Consider the following 1,685-nt stretch of genomic DNA (forward strand, 5'->3'; position numbering starts at 1 on the left):
TCATCTATGTGCTTGTTGATGCGGAAACGAAACCGACCGTTAAATTGATGGATTTATCAGCTTATCAAAGTGTGGAAGATGTCCAAAAGAAAATTAATGATTATAAAGCAAGTCATGATGGGAAATTACCTGCTGGAATTGCTATCAATGAAGCATTCGAGTATGTGGATTTCAATAACTTGGGGATGAAAGCCCCTGAAATCAAGTCGGTCTATAACCGCCAGAACCTCGTAACCTACTTGGTTAATAAACAAACGGGCGAGGTTGCTATCGATTATGCGATGGATATTATGAAGTTTATTCAAGATCAGGGTGTAGCTAGCTCGTTAAAACCGGATCAGGATTTGCGAGAGATTCTCGTGAACAAATCGTACTTCGTGCCTATTCGAAGTTTTGAATATCGTTGGCAGAATAATCAGCCACTTCCMCAAGCGACGCCATAAATTGAGTGACCTCTTACAGTACTCTGTAGGAGGTTTTTTTCATTTTTCAGAATATCGCCGCCGATGTAATCATATATTTTTTCAATGTGGTGAGGAAAGCCCTGTATGTGCTTCATAAAATATGAGCGGTAAAAAAAAGATATGGCACATCTATCATATTTCTATCGAAAGTACATATATTTCTTACTAGTCCAAATGAATGTACGAGTAGTCAATTGTTAACGTCTCAAAAGTCAGTTGACGACCAAACTGTAGGAGGGATTCTCTTGGAGAAAGTGGATATCTTTAAGGACATTGCAGAACGAACGGGAGGGGACATTTACCTGGGGGTTGTTGGAGCAGTCCGTACAGGAAAATCAACCTTTATTAAGCGTTTTGTGGAATCTGTAGTGCTGCCGAACATTCAAAGCGAAGCGGATAGGATCCGGGCAACCGATGAACTCCCGCAGAGCGCTGCTGGCCGCACGATTATGACAACGGAGCCAAAGTTCGTGCCGAATACGGCGGTCCAAATTTCCGTGGCCGAAGGGCTGAATGTGAATGTGCGCCTTGTTGATTGTGTAGGTTATGCAGTCGATGGCGCCAAAGGCTATGAAGACGAAAACGGTCCGCGAATGATCAATACGCCTTGGTTCGATGAACCCATTCCATTCCAGGAAGCGGCTGAAATCGGAACTCGCAAGGTGATTCAGGAACATTCAACACTTGGTGTTGTGGTGACAACCGATGGTACAATTTCGGATATCCCACGGTCATCCTATGTGCTGGCGGAAGAAAGAGTGATTAATGAGCTGAAAGAAGTGGGCAAACCTTTCATCGTCATCATTAACTCTCAGAAGCCAAACAGCGAACCAGCGCTTGAGCTGCGCAGCGAACTACAAAGTCGTTATGATGTACCTGTAGTAACGATGAGCGTCGCTAGTGCAGGCGAAGAAGAGATGGTCTCTGTCCTGCGCGAAGTGCTCTACGAGTTCCCTGTTCATGAAGTGAATGTGAATCTGCCAAGCTGGGTCATGGTTCTAGACGAGAATCATTGGCTGCGTACTCAATTCGAAAATTCCGTACGTGATACGGTTCAAGATATTAGACGCTTGCGCGACGTGGATCGTGTTGTCAGCCAATTTGCTGAGTATGAATTTATTGATAGAGCGGCACTCGCCGGACTAAGTATGGGGCAGGGTGTTGCCGAGATTGACCTTTTTGCTCCGGATGAGCTCTATGATCGCATCTTGGTGGAAGTGG

1 protein-coding gene and 1 pseudogene are annotated in these 1,685 nt (G+C 45.0%); both read left to right on the forward strand.

What is annotated here, in order from left to right:
* Nucleotides 1-443 (forward strand): annotated as a pseudogene (locus AC1DUA_RS36535) (hypothetical protein); the annotation flags it as partial.
* Nucleotides 444-709: 266 nt separating this feature from the next.
* Nucleotides 710-1,685, forward strand: a 976-nt coding sequence (gene spoIVA / locus AC1DUA_RS36540; RefSeq protein WP_477504391.1) for a stage IV sporulation protein A, incomplete at its 3' end; no start/stop codon positions are given.

The sequence above is a fragment of the Paenibacillus sp. 01T422 genome, from assembly GCF_056398785.1.